The sequence below is a fragment of the Lysobacter sp. F60174L2 genome, assembly GCF_052547135.1.
This window is the reverse complement of record NZ_JBQWRA010000001.1, coordinates 783,913-799,202: the sequence shown is the minus strand read 5'-3', so window position 1 is coordinate 799,202 and position 15,290 is coordinate 783,913. Positions and strand designations below refer to the sequence as shown.

Genomic DNA, 15,290 nt, shown 5'->3' with positions numbered 1-15,290 from the left:
TGGGTCGCCGGCCAGCCTAACCAATCGGCGCCCGCGCGGCAGCCGGGACCGGTCGGTGCGATGGGTCGCTAGCGTTTGCGGCCCCGGGTCGGCGCCGCCGGCTCACCGTCGAGCAGCGGCAACTGGCCTTCGCCGGAGTTGTCGCTTTCCAGCCGGTCGAGCTCCTCGCGGAAATCGGCGACGTCCTCGAACGCGCGGTAGACCGAGGCGAAGCGGACGTAGCCGACGTGGTCGAGCTTGCGCAGCTCGGCCATCACGAATTCGCCGACCCGCAGCGACGCCAGCTCGCGCTCGGCGGTCATGCGCAGCTGGTGCACCACCGCGCGCACCGCCGCCTCGATCTGCTCGTCGGCGACCGGCCGCTTCTGCAGCGCGCGGTCGAAACCCGAGCGCAACTTGCGCGCGTCGAACGCCTCGCGACGACCATCGGACTTGATGATCACCGGCAGCTTGAGCTCGATCGTCTCAAGCGTGCTGAAGCGTTCGCCGCAGGCCTCGCAGACGCGGCGCCGGCGGATCGTGGCGCCGTCGTCGGACACCCGCGAGTCGATTACGCGGGTGTCGCCGTGCTGGCAGAAGGGGCAGTGCAAGGTCTAGTCGTCGCTCAGCCGTAGACCGGGAACTGCGCGCACTGCTTCGTAACGTTCTCGCGCACGCCGGCGATGACCTTGTCGTCGTTCGGCGCATCGAGCACGTCGCACATCCAGTTGGCCAGCGCGACGCAGTCGGCTTCCTTGTAGCCGCGGGTGGTGACAGCCGGGGTGCCGATGCGCAGGCCGGAGGTGACGAACGGCTTTTGCGGATCGTTCGGCACCGCGTTCTTGTTGACGGTGATGTGGGCCTTGCCGAGCGCCGCCTCCGCATCCTTTCCGGTGATACCCTTGCCGATCATGTCGACCAGCATCAGATGGTTCTCGGTGCCACCGGAAACGATCTTGTAGCCGCGCTTGATGATGGTTTCGGCCATCGCCTGCGCGTTCTTCACCACCTGCTGCTGGTAGGCCTTGAACTCGGGGTCCAGCGCTTCCTTGAACGCCACCGCCTTGGCCGCGATGACGTGCATCAGCGGGCCGCCCTGGATGCCGGGGAAGACGATGCTCTGCAGCTTCTTGACCAGCTCGTCGGACGGGTCCTTCGCCACGATGATGCCGCCGCGCGGGCCGCGCAGGGTCTTGTGGGTGGTCGAGGTGACCACGTGCGCATGCGGCAGCGGATTCGGGTAGACCCCGGAGGCGACGAGGCCGGCGACGTGGGCCATGTCGACAAAGAAGATCGCGTCGACCGAATCGGCGATCTGGCGCATGCGCGCCCAGTCGATCTTCTGCGAATAGGCGCTGAAACCGCCGACCAGCATCTTCGGTTTGTGCTCGGTGGCGAGGCGCTGGATCTCGTCGTAGTCGATCAGGCCGTCCGCATCGACGCCGTACTGCACGGCGTTGAACAGCTTGCCGGAGATGTTGACCTTGGCGCCGTGGGTCAGGTGGCCGCCGTGGGCGAGCGACATGCCGAGGATGGTGTCGCCCGGCTGCAGCAGCGACAGGTACACGGCCTGGTTGGCCTGCGAACCCGAGTGCGGCTGGACGTTGGCGTAGTCGGCGCCGAACAGTTCCTTGAGCCGGTCGATCGCGAGCTTCTCGGCGACATCGACGTACTCGCAGCCGCCGTAATAGCGCTTGCCCGGGTAGCCCTCGGCGTACTTGTTGGTCAGCTGGCTGCCCTGCGCCTCCATCACCCGCGGGCTGGCGTAGTTCTCCGACGCGATCAGCTCGACGTGGTCCTCCTGCCGGCGCGCCTCGTCGGCAATCGCCTGGGCGAGTTCGGGGTCATAACCTTCGATACGTGCGTCGCGCGGGAACATTGCTACTCCGGGGGTGGGGGGTTGGGAGGAACTCCGAGTTTAGCGTCGACTGGGGGTTCGAGGGAGCCGTTCGGGCGAGACGGCTCGGCGCGTATCTCGAGCGATAGGCTCCGGCTGGGTGCGTCGCGCAGGAGGCGGCCGGTGGGGGTGTTGCTCCGGCCCTTCATCAGGGCTCCTGCCCTGAGGCGGGCCGCGGGCCATCCATGGCCCGCTTCTGCGCAACACCCCCACCGTCCACCTCCTGCCCGGGTTTCGTGGCTTCGTGGGGCGGACTTCGTGTAGGAGCGACGTGAGTCGCGACCTGTACAACGTCTCGCCGGTTGCGGCGGGTCGCGACTTACGTCGCTCCTACAACGGAAGCGGGTTTCGCGGTGGATGGCGACCATCCCCATCGCAAACAAGGAGTCTCTTCTTCCACCCAACCCCTTAAGCCCCAAGCCGCGACGCGGCGGGGTGGCCGGGGGATGTGGAAAGCAGGCCATGGATGGCCTGCGGCCCCGAGTCAGGGCAGGAAGCCCTGACCGAGGGGAGGAACAGCCCCCGGCCACCCCGCCGCCCCTCCCGAAGCCAACGAACCCCAGCCTTGCTCTTAAACGGCATCCCCGCCACATGGCACCCGGCCCGCGCATCCGCGATAATGGGCAATTCCCGAACACCTCCGGCCCCTGCCCCATCCGCAGGTCGCCGCCGTACGCCTTTGCGGCGCCTCGAACGCCGCTCCACGGAGCCCCCATGTCGCAATACATCTACACCATGAACGGCGTGTCCAAGACGGTGCCGCCGAAGCGCCAGATCATCAAGGACATCTCGCTGTCGTTCTTCCCCGGCGCCAAGATCGGCCTGCTCGGCCTCAACGGCGCCGGCAAGTCGACCGTGCTGAAGATCATGGCCGGCGTCGACCAGGACTTCACCGGCGAGGCGCGCCCGGCCAAGGACATCAAGGTCGGCTACCTCGCGCAGGAGCCGCAGCTCGACCCCGAGCACACCGTGCGTGAGGCGGTCGAGGTCGGTGTCGGCGACGTGCTCAGCGCCCAAGCCGCGCTCGATAGGGTCTACGAGGCCTATGCCGAGGAAGGTGCCGATTTCGACAAGCTCGCCGCCGAACAGCAGCGGCTGGAAGCGATCCTCGCCAGCGGCGACGCCCACACCCTGGAAACCCAGCTGGAAATCGCCGCCGACGCGCTGCGCCTGCCGCCGTGGGACGCCGTGATCGGCAACCTGTCGGGCGGCGAGAAGCGCCGCGTCGCGCTGTGCCAGCTGCTGCTGCAGAAGCCCGACATGCTGCTGCTCGACGAGCCGACCAACCACCTCGACGCCGAGTCGGTCGAATGGCTGGAGCAGTTCCTGCAGCGCTACACCGGCACCGTCGTGGCCGTCACCCATGACCGCTACTTCCTCGAAAACGCCGCCGAGTGGATCCTCGAACTGGATCGCGGCCGCGGCATCCCGTGGAAGGGCAACTACACCCAGTGGCTGGAGCAGAAGTCCGAGCGCCTGAAGCAGGAAGAGGCCGGCGAGAAGGCGCGGCAGAAGGCGCTGGCGAAGGAGCTGGAGTGGGTCCGCAGCAACGCCAAGGGCGGCCGCAGCAAGGGCAAGGCGCGACTGGCGCGGTTCGAGGAGCTCAACTCGGTCGAGTACCAGAAGCGCAACGAGACCAACGAGATCTTCATCCCGCCGGGCGAGCGCCTGGGCAACTCGGTGATCGAGTTCAAGAACGTGTCCAAGTCGTTCGGCGACCGCCTGCTGATCGACGACCTCAGCTTCATCATCCCGCCGGGCGCGATCGTCGGCATCATCGGCCCCAACGGCGCCGGCAAGTCGACCCTGTTCAAGATGATCACCGGGCAGGAAACGCCGGACAAGGGCGAAATCGTGACCGGCCCGTCGACCAAGGTCGCCTACGTCGACCAGAGCCGCGACAAGCTGGAGGGCAACCACAACGTCTTCCAGGAAGTCTCCGGCGGCGCCGACATCCTCAACATCAACGGCATCGAGATCCAGTCGCGCGCCTACATCGGCCGCTTCAACTTCAAGGGGCAGGACCAGCAGAAGCTGGTCGGCACGCTGTCGGGCGGTGAGCGCGGTCGCCTGCACCTGGCCAAGACCCTGCTGCAGGGCGGCAACGTGCTGCTGCTCGACGAACCGTCCAACGACCTCGACGTCGAGACCCTGCGCGCGCTCGAAGACGCGCTGCTGGAGTTCCCCGGCTGCGCGGTGGTGATCAGCCATGACCGCTGGTTCCTGGACCGCATCGCGACCCACATCCTCGCGTTCGAGGGTGATTCGCACGTCGAGTTCTTCCAGGGCAACTACCGCGAGTACGAGGAAGACAAGAAGCGTCGCCTCGGCGAGGAAGGCGCGCGTCCGCACCGGCTGCGCTTCAAGGCGCTGAAGTAGGACGGCGCCAGGCAGGACGACAGCCGGGACGCCGCTTCGGCGGCGCGCCCGTCGGTCGTACTCCGTGGTCAGTCGTACTCGATGGTGAACGTGGCCGTGGCCCGGGCCACCCCCGGCCGGACCGGGCCGGCCCCGGTCTGGATGTAGCGCGCGCGCAGCGGCAGTTCGAAGGTCTGGCTGCCGGGCCGGGTGCGGCCGAGCGGCAGCCCCTGGCCGAACTGCACCGGCGTTTCCGCCGCATTGCCGACCCGCACCACTTCCACCCCGATCGCGGTCGCCGCATCGGCCCCCGGCGCGACCGCGATCACCCCCGGCATCGACGGCAGCGCGCTGCTGCTGTCCAGCCGCACGGAGATGTCGCTCTGGTGCCCCGACACGTTGCTGCCCTGGCAACTCAGGCGGATGGCGAAGTCGCGGTTGTCCGCGCGTGAACCGACCCCGGTGAAACGCGACCTGGGGACCTGGCCGAACTCGACCGCGATGTTGCGGGTGCCGGCGTCCACCTCGCAGGTGGGCGGGACGATGGTCGTGCCGGAGCCCTTGAAGGTCGAGGTGAGGATGGGACGGCCCGGATCGCCCGCAACGTAGTAGGTGGTGAACCGCCCGTTGTTGGCGATCGGCCCGGAGCCGGTCGTCGGCGCGGTCTTGACCAGTTCGACGATGAAGCGGCCGCCCTCGAGGTCGTACCACTGTCCGTACCAGCCGCCCGACAGCAACAGATCGTGCGGGTAGTAGGTCCGTACGCTTCCGCCCTCCCGCCAGACCCGGATCCCGACCCCCGTCACCTGGGTGGGGTACACGTTGTCGCCGGTCGACCCGAGCAACTGTTCGGCCTGTACGTACCGCCCTCTGGCGACATCGGTGCTGAACCAGCCCTCGCAGTAGATCGCCTGGTTCCGCGCGGTGATGGGGACCTGGATTTCCTTGATCACCGCGCCCACGGGCAGTCCGGGCGGAATCACCACCTGGCCCATGTCCATCGTCACGTCCTGGGCGTTGAAGCCGCGGGCGACCCGGCAGGCCGCCGAGGCTGTCGGCGCCAGCAGCAGGGCGGCAAGCAGCAGGCAGGACGCGATGACCGCGCGCGCGCGTCGGCTGGAGCGATTGGATTTCATCGGCACGCCGCCTCCACGCGGGTGAACAGACCGGGCTCCGAACCCGCGGCTTCCGGACCGGCCGGCGCCGGCACCCGGTAATCGACAAGGCATTGCTGGTCGGCCGCATCGCCCCAACGCACGGCCAGGGTGGCGGCTTCGGCTTCGGTGCGCAGGTAGGCCAACCCGCCCTGCCCGACCATGCCGACCACCTGGCCCGCCCCGTCGAGCACCTGAGCGCCGAACGGCAACGGTTCACCCGAGGCGCGCGACGCGCGGATCAGCAACGCGCGGCCGTGGCGCGTGTCGAACCGCAGCCGGCTGATCGCGCCCGCGTACGGCGCGATCGTGGCGCTGGTGCTCTGCAGCTCGACATCGCGGGCCATGCCCTGCGGATCGAGGGTCACGGTGTTGAGCCGGTAGGGCGAGACGTACGGCACCAGCGCATAGCCGCGGTCGTCCACCCGCACGCCCGGCGCGTTCTGGACCTGTGCGCCGAGCGCGCCCGGCGCCTCCACCAGCACCATCGTGTCACCGCGCCGGGGCGCGAACGTGGCGCCGCCGGCATGGAGCACCACCGTGCCCGAAGCGCCGACGCTCGCCTGCCGGTAGTCGTCGGCGTGGCTGTAGGCGCCGTTGATGGCCGCGACCGGGCTGCGGTAATCGGCGGTGGCGACGACGCCGGTGCCGGCGTCATCGGAATCCGATACCGCCAGCCCATAGCTGAGCACATGGTCCTGCCCCAGCGACCCGGTGATGCCGACGCGACTGTTTTCGTAGCCGTCGCGGCCCAGTCCCACGTCGCTGTTGAGCGAGACCGGATTGCCGGAACGTCCCAGCGGCACGCTGAAGCTCAGCAGGTAGCGGGTATCGGCGCCGCCCGCCGGGTCGAACGTGCGCACCGCCGAGATGCCGTAATTCACCCGGCGCCATGCGTTGTTGTAGCCGAACTGGAAGTCCCGCGCGCTGCCGTGCCCGCCCCAGAACTCGCGCAGCGAGCCGGTGAGGTACATGGCGCCCCGCCCTTCGCCGAGCGGCTGGTTCAGGGTCAGCTGCAACTGGCTGCGCTGGCGCGCCAGTTGCGCCGGGTCGGTGCCGCGCCCGATGAGGTCCCGCACCCGGATCGCGTCCTGCAGGCCGAGGAATTCGCGGGTCGAGTAGCGGTAGGCCGCCACGGTGACATTGGTCCCGGTGGCGCCGATCAGGTTGCTGTAGCCCAGCCGGACGCTGCTGCCGGTGCGCCGGTTTCCGTCCGCCAGTTCGGCGCGCGCGTGGGTCGCGTCCACGGCGAAGGCGCCCAGCGGGGTGGACAGGCCGGCGCCGTACAGCACCGAGGCGTAGTCTTCGGTCGCCGCCGTGCCGCCATACAGGGTGACGTGGTTGGTGAGGCCGCGCTGGTAGGTCGCCTGCACCATCGCCGGCTCATCCAGCAGGGACGGGTTGCGCACCCGGCCGGCGGTGAGCGCGTAGCGCGAACTGCCCGGCCGCAGCATCTGCGCGACCGAGCCGTAGGGCACGTTGAAGCTGCGGCGGCGGCCGTCGGCCTCCAGCACCGTGACTTGCAGGTCGCCGCCGTAGCCCGTCGGGTAGAGGTCGTCGATGACGAAACTGCCTGGCGCCACGGTCACGGAATGGATCAGCTGGCTGTTCTGCCGGATTTCCACCACGGCGCTGGTTTCGGCGATGCCGCGCACCACCGGCGCATAGCCGCGCAGGGAGTCGGGCAGCATGCGGTCGTCGCTGACCAGACTGATGCCGCGGTAGGCGATCGAATCGAACAGCTCGCCGCTGGTGTGGGCATCGCCCACGGTCAGCACCCCGCGCACCGCGGCCAGCGGGCGCTGGACGTAGGTCGCGATGCTGTCCCAGTCGCTGCCGCCATCCTCGGACCACGACAGGCTGGCGTCGTGCCGCAGTTGCCATCCACCGATGTTCAGGCCGCTGTTGAGCCCCAGGTAGGCGGTGCGGTTGTTCGACCAGCCGCCGCCCATGCGGTTGCGGCTGTCGATCGCATTGAAGTGGTAACCGACGTAAGCGGCATTGATGCCGGTGTCCCACAGCGCCGGGCTGACGTAGCCGCGCGGCGCATGGCGCAGGAAGGCCTGCGGGACGCTCAACTCGTAGCGCAGCTGCGCGGAGTCGAACCGCGCCCGGGCGCCCTCGATCCAGTCGTCGATCACCCGGCAGGATTCGCCTTCGGCCGGGACCGACTCCAGCACGGCGGCCGTATCGACCCCGAGTTCCTCCAGCACCGGCAGCGACAGGCACGCGTGGGCCTGGCCGTCCCCGTCGGCCTGGAAATCCAGGTCGCGGCGCCCCTTCCAACTGTCGTTGACGTAGACGTCGACGCGGTAGTTCCCGGCGATGACCGGGTTGCCGCGGCTGAAGACCGAGAGGTCCAGCTGCTGCCCCGCGGCGCCGGCGAGGAAGGCGGAGTTGAACCGCGCCGCATCGACGTCGGCCCCTTCCGCCTCGCCATTCGGGCCACCGGCCACCGCCGGTGCGGAAATCCACAAGGCAACCGCGCAGGCAAACGCAAGCCGGCCCGCCCGCGACCCGGCCGGCGGCGCCTGCGTTCCTGCCCGTACTGGCAGGCCACGTTGCGTTGAAGATGCCAAGCCGCCCCCGGACAACGTGGTCAGATCACGGATTCACCGCAGCCCGGTGCTCGACCCGGCCGCCGTAGTCGTTGATGGTGGTGAAGGCGACCTTGGCGATCGACCCCGGCACCGGCCAGTCCACCGACTCGCCCGGCGCCAGCATCCGGCCCTGCTGCTCCAGCGTCGCCACTTCGCTGCCGTCCCCGGACAGCGCGGCCAGCCCGACCAGGGTCACGTGGAAGGGCGTCGGGTTGGCAACCCCCAACCGTCCTCCCGCAACGGTCCACTGCAGCGCGGACGGCGCCTCGTTGGCGGTGCCCTCCAGCCCCTCGGGCCGGAAGAAAATCTTGATGCGCGACCGGAACGCCACCTGCATGTAGTTCTGCGCGGCATCGGCCTCCGGCGCCGGCGGCACTTCCAGCACGTTGAGCCAGAACACCGACTCGCGCGCGGTCGGCAGCTCGGTCCCCGAGAAGATGACCCGGATCGCCTGGCCGCGTCCCGGTTCCAGCCGGCTGATCGGCGGGGTCAGCACGAACGGCGCGGTGCTGGTCTCGGGCGTCTGGTCGGGGTTGCCGCTGTCGACCCAGGCCTGCACCAGCGCCGGGTTGTCCCCGGTGTTGACCAGTTGCACGGTGACCTCGCGCGCCTGCGCCGGGTATATCACCCGCGTTCCGTTGATGATCACGCCGGCGGCGGCAGGCAGGCTGCACGCCAGGGCCCACGCGGCCACGAGCAACGTGCGGAACAGGAAGGTATTCATCGGTGGTGGCCCGGGCACGGCGATCCGCCGGCGCGACCCGGGAGGTCGCGCCGGCGGATGCTGCGGCATCAGTTATAGATGATGGTGTACTTGATGCTGGTGCTGACGTCGCCCGCGCCGGCGTTGCCGGTGGCGTAGTACTCGGCGAAGTAGTCCAGGCTCGCGTCGCCGTTGGCGTCGACCTGCACCCACTGCGAGTTGGCCTGCGCGGTGCCCGAAGCGACCACCGGGATGAACTGGCCGTTGCCGCCCAGCAGCTGGATCTGCACGTTCTGCGCGGCGTTCTGCGCGGCCTGGTTGTTCAGGCGGCCGGTGGTGAAGTCGACGGTGGCGCCGGGCTCGAAATAGGTCGCGACCTGGCCGGCATCGCACTCGGCGAGCTGGATCGAGAACGCGGTGCGGCCGGCGGTCTCGCCCGCGGCCGACAGCGAGTTGCTGATGACGGTCGGCAGGTTCACCGAGAAGTCGGCACCACCCGGGGTGGCGATCGAGCAGGTCTGGGCGGTGACCTGGCCGTTGAAGGTGATGGTGCCGTCGGCGGCACTGGCCGACAACGGAGCGACGCTCGCCGCGGTGAGCACGGCGGCCAAGGCAATGGACTTGCGCATCTGGATTCCCCTGTATGGATCTGGTCTGGAAGAAGAGGTGTCCCGGCAATCCATCGTGGGGTGCCGGCAGACGAAAAGTGTTGTTGGTCACATTTCAATCGGGAAATTGTCACACACAAACCGTGCCAAGTGCCAATTCCACGTCATCAGGGGCGCCAATGATCCGTCACGCGCCCTTGCGCCCGGCTGGGGCATAACCTGACCCGATCGTGTGACGCGATGCGTCTACCTCGTCGCAATCACGAACGAGCTGAGCGACCGGTCACAAATCGGCAATCGCACCCTGCAGGGCGCACCCGGCCGGCCGTCAATCCGGACAACCACGGAGAGACGCGATGCGACGCACTGCCTTCCTTGCCTGCCTGTGTGCCGCCTTCGCAGCGCCTGCGCTGGCGAGCGGCGGCACGATCCGGTTCAGTGGCAGGATCGCCGAAGCCCCTTGCGCCGCCAGCGCACCGTCACCCGGCGAAGTGGTGCTCAGCCGATGCCCGATGGCGGCCCAGGGCGCCCGCCTCAGGATCGAGCCCCTCGGCCGCGTGGCCGGCGCGCAACTGGTCGACATGTCGGCGGGAACACGCGCCGGCGAACTCCCGGTGACCGCGGCCGCGGTGACCGACGACCGGAGCAGCTTCTCGTCCCGCTATCGCATCCAGCCGGACAGCGACAGCCCGGGCACCGCCACCTACCTGGTCAGCATCGACTACCTCTGACCGCTGCGCGCCGCGATAATGGGCGGACGCGACGGTAGAGGTGGTCCATGGAGTTCATGCAAGCGCTCAGGGCGCGCTGGAAAGCGGCGGATACGCTGGTCTGTGTCGGGCTGGATCCGGAACCGGGCAGGTTCCCGGCGCGGTTCCCGGGCGACGAAGATGCGGTCTTCTCCTTCTGTCGCGGGATCGTCGATGCGACGGCGCCGTATGTCTGCGCATTCAAGCCGCAGATCGCCCACTTCGCCGCGCTCGGCGCCGAGGATGCGCTGGCGCGACTGGTCGCGCACATCCATGCTGCGCACCCCGGCATCCCGGTGATCCTGGACTCCAAGCGCGGCGACATCGGCAGCACCGCGCAGCACTATGCCAGCGAAGCCTTCGACCGCTATGGCGCCGATGCGGTCACCGCCAACCCGTACCTCGGGCGCGACTCGGTGCAGCCGTTCCTCGACCGCGCCGACCGCGGCGTGGTGATACTGTGCCGCACCTCCAACCCCGGCGCGGGCGACCTGCAGGACCTGGTCGCGCAGGACGGCGACGGCGTGGCGAGGCCGCTGTACCAGCACGTCGCCGGCAAGGTCGCACGCGAATGGAACACGCACGGCAACTGCATGCTGGTGGTCGGCGCGACCTGGCCGGCGCAGTTGCGCGAGGTACGGGAGATCGTCGGCGACGTGCCGTTCCTGGTGCCCGGCGTCGGTGCCCAGGGCGGTGATGTCGAGGCGGTGGTCAGCAACGCGAAGACCGCCGACGGCACGGGGCTGGTGGTGAGTTCGTCGCGTGCGGTGCTGTATGCGTCGTCCGGCGAGGATTTTGCCGAAGCCGCCGCCGATGCGGCCAGGGCGCTGCGCGACCAGATCAACCACTACCGCTAGAAGCGCGCTTTGTGTAGGAGCGACGTAAGTCGCGATCGCACGGCGACCCCGCAGACCAGTGAAATCGCGACTCACGTCGCTCCTACATCAGGCCTGACCTGCGGCCGGGGATGATCTCTAGAACTGGCGCCAGCCAGACAGCTAATCACCCGCGCCACTGCCGACTCCGCAGCCATGCCCGCGCGGCCGCCAGCGGAAAGCGCAACCAGATCGCGGCGAATACGCCGGCGCGCAGCAGCGGTCCGCGCTGGCCGGCCTCGAATTTTTCGAAGTAACGCCACAGTCCGCGGTGCTTGTGCCACTCCACGAACAGCGGCCGCGACCGGCTGGACACGCCGCGCACGTGCATGACGCGTACGCGGTTGGCGACGGCGATGAACGCACCGGCGTCGAACGCGCGACGGCACAGGTCGAGGTCCTCGGCATGCAGCCGGTAGTCCGGGTCGAATCCGCCCAGGCGCTCGAACAGTCCGCGCGAGATGTACATCAACGCGCCCGAGATCGCCGCGACCTGCTGCAGTTCCTGGCTGTCATCGGGCGCGACCGCCATCGTCGTGCCACCCGCGGTCGCGGCGCGCAACTTTCCGGCACCGGACCGTTCCGATACCAGCCGGCCGGGCAGCAAGGCGCCCAGCATCGCGCCGAAGTCCGGGTCGCGACGGCGCGCGGCGGGGTCGCGCACGCCGTCCTCGTCGACCAGGTCCGCGCCCAGCAGGACCTCGCCACGCGGCAGGGCCAGCGCGCGCAGCGCGGCGAAGGTGTCGGCCTCGACCATCGCGTCGGGATTGACCAGCGCCACCCAGCGCGCGGCCGGCATCGCGGCCAGCGCGTCGGCGGCGCCCTGGTTGCAGGCGACAGCGAAGCCCGGGTTGTCGGGATTGGCGATGAAGCGCACGCGCGCGTCGGCGGTGGCGTGGCGCTGCGCGATCTCCAGGGTGCCGTCGACGGACTGGTTGTCGACCACCCGGATCACGCCGACGCCGTCCGACGTGCGCAGGCGCGCGAGGCAGTCGTCGATCGTCGACGCGCTCTGGTGGGTGACGACGACGACCGCGATGTCGTCGGCCGTGGCTGGGGCCGGGGAAGGTGGCGAGGGTGTGGTTTCGGTCATGACTCGGGGGCGTCGGGGGAACGGATACCGGAGGCGACGTCGGTCGCGGCGGTCGGGGCCGGCGACGTCGCAGCTTCATCGCCCGCGGCATCCGCGGCTGCGAACAGGTCGGACTGCGGCTCCGGCGGACCGATGTTTTCGAGCAGCCCCGCGAGTCGTTGCCGCGGGTCGCGCAACGGGTCGCGCATCAGGAAGCCGGCGATGCGCGCATGCCAGTCCGGCCAGCGCGCGGCGATGCGGTCCATGTCGCCCTCGTATGCCCTCCCCTCGGCGGCCCGGGCGACGTAGGCGGATTCGCAAAGCACGTTGCGCCAGCCCAATCCAGACAGTCGCAGCGACAGGTCGATCAGGCCGGCATACCAGGAGCCGTAGCTGGCGGTGTCGAGTCCCCGTGCCTTCTCGCGCGCATTGCCGCGCAACAGCACCGCATGGCTGACCGCGGCCGGCAGTTCGGGGTGGACGCGGGGCATGCCCGCCAACGCGCGGGCCAGACGCGCCGGGTCGGCGGGCATCGGATCGATCTCGCCGATGCGCGGCCATGCCGCGGCCTCGCCGGCGTTGCACCACGGGGTCGCGGTGGCGATGGCGCCGTCACTGGCGAGGCAACCGGCCAGTTGTTCCAGCCAGCCCGGCAATGGCCTGGCATCGGTGGCCAGCACGGCGACATCGGCGCTGCCACAGGCGGCGAGGATTTCATCGAGATGGGCGACCTCGCCGATCGCGCGCTGGCGCCGGGTGTAGTCGGCCCTCAGCGCGGTGCGCGCCAGCCAGCGTTCGATGATCGCGTAGCCGCGCGGGCCGGCCTGGGCGTCATCGGCCAGCCAGACCCGGGTGCCGGCCGGGGTGCCGGTTTCCAGAGCCGCCAGGCAGGCGTCGAGCGCGTCGTCGTCGCTGCCCACGGGCACGACGACGATGGGCAGTTCAGCCATGCGCCGGCGCCCCCGTGCGGATCAGGCTCGCGACCATGCCGGATTACGGTTCCGGCTGGCGATGCAGCGGCTCCAGCGCGCGGAAGCGACGGCCGTACTCGTCGGTCAAATCGCGCGCTTCCTGCGGGTTGCGGATGATGGTCGGGGTCAGCAGCACGATGGTTTCCTCGCGACTGGTCGCCGACGACTGGGTGCCGAACAGGCCGCCGATCACCGGGATCCGGCTCAGGCCCGGGAAGCCCGACGAGCCGCGGTTGACGCTGTCGCGGATCAGGCCGGCCAGCATCACCGTGTCGCCACTCTGGATCGCCGCCTCGGTCTTGAGCTTGCGGGTGTCGATCCGGACGTTGCCGAAGCGGTCGGCCTCGCCCCCGGGCGCGCTGACCTCCTGCACGATGTCGAGGAACACCATGCCGTCCTGGGTGACCCGCGGGCGCACCTTGAGGATCACGCCGGTGTCGAGGTACTGCACCTGGCTGTAGCTGGTGTCGTTGCCGATGCCGGGATTGACCGTCACCGACGACACCGGGATCCGGCTGCCGACGTTGAAGGTCGCCTCGGCGTTGTTGCGCACCACCACCGAGGGAGTCTGCAGCATGTTGACGTCGGTGACCGAGTCGAGCGCGGTGATCACAGCCGCCGCATTGCGGCCGAGGAACGTCCAGGCCAGACCGGCGGGACTGCCGCTGCTCTCGACGCCCTGCACGCTGCCCGCCAGGGTGCTCCAGGTGTCGCGATTGACCGAGTTGGGCAGGCCGTTGTCGGTCACCGCGCGCTCGAAGAACCAGTTGACGCCGTACTCCAGGTCGCCGCTCAGTTGCACCTCGACCACCTGGGCCTCGATATGCACCTGCATCGGCATCACGTCGAGCTGCTCGATCACGTCGGTGATCGACTGCCAGGCGCGCGCGCTGGAACGCACCAGCAGGGCGTTGGTTTCCTCCACCGCGGAGACACCGACCTCATCGCCGTCGACTTCCAGGCTGACGCTGGCATTGCCGTCCTCGGCCGCGCCCAGCGACATCTCGCCGCCTCCGCCACTGCTGCCGCCGCTACCGCCGGCGCCGCCCTTTCCGCCGATGCTGACCGAGCTGTTGCCGTCACGGCCGGATTCGATATCGACCGATTCCAGCCCCGGCATCAACGTGGGCGCGGCAACGGTGTCGCCACCACCGCCGCTGGAAGCGCCGCCGAAGACTTCGGCCAGCCGGTCGGCAAGGTCGCGTGCCTTGATGTACTTCAGCTGGTACGTGTAGAGCCGCACGCCGTCGCCGGCGCTGTCGATCCGGTCTAGCCACTGCTGGATGTCGTCCAGGTAGTCCGGCTGCGAGGTGATCACCATCACCGCGTTGGCGCCTTCCAGCGGCATGAAGCGGAACATCCCGGCGACCGGCGAGTTGCTGGCCTCGCCGAAGACCTTCTCCAGGTCGGCGACCACGCGGGTCGCCTTGCCGGCATGCAGCGGAAACACCCCGACCGACATCCCCGACAGCCAGTCGACGTCGAACACCTCGATCGTGCGCAGGTAGTTCTGCAGCTCGGCGCGGGTGCCGGCGACGCTGATGACGTTGCGCGCCGCATCGACCCCTACGATCGCGTTGGGGCGCGCGTAGGGCTCGAGGATCTTCTCCATCTCGGTCGCCGAGACGTAGCGCAACGGCACCGTGCGCACCTCGAATCCGCGCGCGTTGGCGGCGCTGCCGGTGCGCGCGGCGACGTTGCCGGCCAGCGCCTGGTCGGCGGCGACGATGTTGTAGCGACCGCCGCTGTAAACCATGCGCGCGTTGTTCCAGCCCAGCACCTGGTCGAGCAGGCTGATCGCCTCGGCCGGGCTGACCGGCTTGGGCGTGGCCAGGGTGACGGTGCCCTGTACGCCCGGCGCGATCACGTAGTTCTGGCCGAGCATGTCGCCGAGGATCGCCTTGACCACCGCGTGCAGCGATTCGCCCTCGAAATTGAACGTCGCCGCGCCGCTGGTACCGCCGAGGTTGGGCAGCGGCGCGGCGGCCGCGGCGCGGTTGATGACCTGGCCGGTGCCGCGACGGATCTGCGCCTGCGGGCCGACGTCATCGCCAACGAGCGGCTGCGCCTGCACCCCGTCGCCGACCGGCACGGCATCGGCCATCGCATCGGTGCCGGCGGTGCGGATCTGTACCGCGGCGGCACCGCGATCATCGGGTCCGTCGCGGCGCACGCTCGCCACCGGGGTACTCGTACAGGCGGCCAGCAGGGTGACAAGGACGAAACCTGGCACGAGCTGGCGCAGGACCACCCGCCGCCACGATGCCGCGGGGGCGGCACGCTGCGGGGACGGCAAAGAACGGACGGGGGATGGTGGCTTCATT

The 15,290-nt window shown here is 69.5% G+C and carries 11 protein-coding genes and 1 pseudogene; 3 read left to right on the top strand and 9 right to left on the bottom strand.

Features of this window, described 5'->3' with window-relative positions:
• Positions 1-68: 68 nt before the first annotated feature.
• Together nrdR and glyA are read right to left on the bottom strand one after the other, a co-directional pair.
• The gene (nrdR, locus tag ACT9AS_RS03570) at positions 69-590 is read right to left on the bottom strand and encodes a transcriptional regulator NrdR (protein ID WP_445098733.1); all 522 of its coding nucleotides are present in this window, start codon (positions 588-590) and stop codon (positions 69-71) included.
• Between the two features lie 14 nt (positions 591-604).
• Positions 605-1,858 carry a serine hydroxymethyltransferase gene (glyA, locus tag ACT9AS_RS03565; protein WP_445098732.1) on the bottom strand — a complete coding sequence of 418 codons (1,254 nt, stop codon included), beginning with the start codon at positions 1,856-1,858 and terminating at the stop codon, positions 605-607.
• A gap of 732 nt (positions 1,859-2,590) precedes the next feature.
• Between glyA and ettA the strand changes: the two genes are divergently transcribed.
• Positions 2,591-4,255 (top strand): energy-dependent translational throttle protein EttA, encoded by a 1,665-nt coding sequence (gene ettA, locus ACT9AS_RS03560; protein WP_445098731.1) that lies wholly within the window; start codon positions 2,591-2,593, stop codon positions 4,253-4,255.
• Between the two features lie 68 nt (positions 4,256-4,323).
• On the opposite strand, the gene ACT9AS_RS03555 is transcribed toward ettA, so the two are convergent.
• From ACT9AS_RS03555 to ACT9AS_RS03540, 4 genes are all read right to left on the bottom strand, one after another.
• Positions 4,324-5,370, bottom strand: a complete 1,047-nt coding sequence (locus ACT9AS_RS03555; protein ID WP_445098730.1) for a fimbrial protein — start codon at positions 5,368-5,370, stop codon at positions 4,324-4,326.
• The gene (locus ACT9AS_RS03550; protein ID WP_445098729.1) at positions 5,367-7,844 is read right to left on the bottom strand and encodes a fimbria/pilus outer membrane usher protein; all 2,478 of its coding nucleotides are present in this window, start codon (positions 7,842-7,844) and stop codon (positions 5,367-5,369) included. The genes ACT9AS_RS03555 and ACT9AS_RS03550 overlap by 4 nt, the downstream gene beginning before the upstream one ends.
• 148 nt (positions 7,845-7,992) lie before the next feature.
• The gene (locus tag ACT9AS_RS03545) at positions 7,993-8,712 is read right to left on the bottom strand and encodes a fimbria/pilus periplasmic chaperone (protein WP_445098728.1); all 720 of its coding nucleotides are present in this window, start codon (positions 8,710-8,712) and stop codon (positions 7,993-7,995) included.
• Between the two features lie 68 nt (positions 8,713-8,780).
• On the bottom strand, positions 8,781-9,320 hold the full coding sequence (locus ACT9AS_RS03540) for a fimbrial protein (RefSeq protein ID WP_445098727.1): 540 nt from the start codon (positions 9,318-9,320) through the stop codon (positions 8,781-8,783).
• Positions 9,321-9,655: 335 nt separating this feature from the next.
• Between ACT9AS_RS03540 and ACT9AS_RS03535 the strand changes: the two genes are divergently transcribed.
• Positions 9,656-10,030, top strand: coding sequence for a hypothetical protein (locus tag ACT9AS_RS03535; RefSeq protein WP_445098726.1), 375 nt, complete (start codon positions 9,656-9,658; stop codon positions 10,028-10,030).
• Between the two features lie 47 nt (positions 10,031-10,077).
• Entirely contained in the window at positions 10,078-10,905 is an 828-nt protein-coding gene (pyrF, locus tag ACT9AS_RS03530; RefSeq protein ID WP_445098725.1) for an orotidine-5'-phosphate decarboxylase, read from the top strand.
• A gap of 145 nt (positions 10,906-11,050) precedes the next feature.
• Here pyrF and ACT9AS_RS03525 read toward each other — a convergent pair whose 3' ends face one another.
• The 3 genes and pseudogenes from ACT9AS_RS03525 to gspD form a co-directional block, all read right to left on the bottom strand.
• Positions 11,051-12,016 (bottom strand): glycosyltransferase, encoded by a 966-nt coding sequence (locus tag ACT9AS_RS03525; protein ID WP_445098724.1) that lies wholly within the window; start codon positions 12,014-12,016, stop codon positions 11,051-11,053.
• A 95-nt stretch (positions 12,017-12,111) separates the two neighbouring features.
• Positions 12,112-12,945: pseudogene (locus ACT9AS_RS03520) on the bottom strand (glycosyltransferase family 2 protein); the annotation flags it as partial.
• 43 nt (positions 12,946-12,988) lie between these two features.
• Positions 12,989-15,289, bottom strand: a complete 2,301-nt coding sequence (gene gspD, locus ACT9AS_RS03515) for a type II secretion system secretin GspD (RefSeq protein ID WP_445098723.1) — start codon at positions 15,287-15,289, stop codon at positions 12,989-12,991.
• Position 15,290 lies beyond the last annotated feature (1 nt).